This window comes from Streptomyces sp. 8L, assembly GCF_020176795.1.
Lineage (GTDB): Bacteria > Actinomycetota > Actinomycetes > Streptomycetales > Streptomycetaceae > Streptomyces.
The window spans coordinates 477-1,736 of record NZ_JAIUKE010000853.1 but is presented as its reverse complement, the minus strand read 5'-3'; the positions used below and the strand labels follow the sequence as shown (position 1 = coordinate 1,736).

The 1,260-nt window shown below is 78.9% G+C and carries 1 pseudogene; it reads right to left on the bottom strand.

Features of this window, described 5'->3' with window-relative positions:
• Positions 1-1,138, bottom strand: a pseudogene (locus LCE31_RS39410) (chromosome segregation protein SMC); the annotation flags it as partial.
• Positions 1,139-1,260 lie beyond the last annotated feature (122 nt).

Genomic DNA, 1,260 nt, shown 5'->3' with positions numbered 1-1,260 from the left:
TGCCCTCGCCGCCGGGGAACAGCCGGGAGAAGACGCCCTCGAACTCGCGGGCCGTGTCCCGGTACGCCTCGGTGAAAACCTGCTCCACCCGCTCGTCGACCTCCTTGACCACCTGGAGCAGGTCCGCCCTCGTCTTCTTGAGGTCTTCCAGCTGCTCGGACAGGAAGTTGTGCCGCTCCTCGAGCGCCGCGAACTCCTCCAGCGCGAGGGGGTTGACCTTGCCGAGCTGCTGGTAGGCCCGCTCCGCGGCGCGCAGCCGCTTCTCCTGCTCGCCGCGCGCGAAGGGCCTGGGGCGGTTGCGTGCGTGCTCGGGGTCCTCGGGCAGCGTCTCCCCCTCCGCGGGCGGCGACGGCGGTACGAGCTGGTCCGGACCGTACTCGGCGACCAGCCCGGCAGGCTCGACGCCCAACTCCTCCAGGGCCTTCGTCTCCAGCTGCTCGATCCGCATCCGCTTCTCGGCGCCCAGCACCTCGCCGCGGTGCACCGAGTCGGTGAGCTTGTCCAACTCGGCCTTGAGGTCGCGGCCCCTCTCGCGCTCCTCGGCCAGCTCGCGCTCCCGCTCCGCCCTGGCGGCCTCGGCGGCCGTCCGCTCCCGCTCGGCCCGTGCGACGGAGATCTCGACGTGGGCGAGCAGCTGGCGCGCGCCCGCCGCGACGGCCCCCGCCACGGCGGCCTCGTGGCGCAGCCGGGCCCTGCGCCGCTCGGCGCGCGCCCGTGCCTCGCGCTCGGCGCGCGCGCCCCGGTCCAGCGCGTCCGCGCGCCCTGCGAGCGCCTTCACCCGCTCCTCGTGGGTGCGGACCTGGAGGCGGGCCTCCATCTCGGTCTGGCGGGCGTTGGCGCCGTCCGCCGCGAGCCGGTCGCGTACGGCGGGGTCGGGCTCGTCGGCACCTTCCCCGTCGTCGCCCGCGGACTCCTCCGCGACGTACAGCCGCTCCGCGAGTTCCTCGGCGTCGGCGCTCGCCCGCTCCAGCGCTTCGGTGGCCTTGGCCACGGCGGACGCGGCACGCTCCGCCTCCCCCGCCGCGCCGCGCGCCTGCCCGGCGAGCCGGCCGAGCTGCCCGGAGACCGCGGACTTCTCCCGGTCGGCGGCGCGCCGCCGCTCGCCCAGCTCCTCGACCCGGGCGGCGCAGGCCGTCCTGGGGGGGGGCCCCCCCGGCGGCGGGGGGGGGCCGGGGGGGCGCCCCCCCCCCCCCCCCCCCCGCCGGGGCGCCCGCCGCGGCCCCGGCGGGGGGGGGGGGGCGGGGGGGGGGGGGGGGGGGG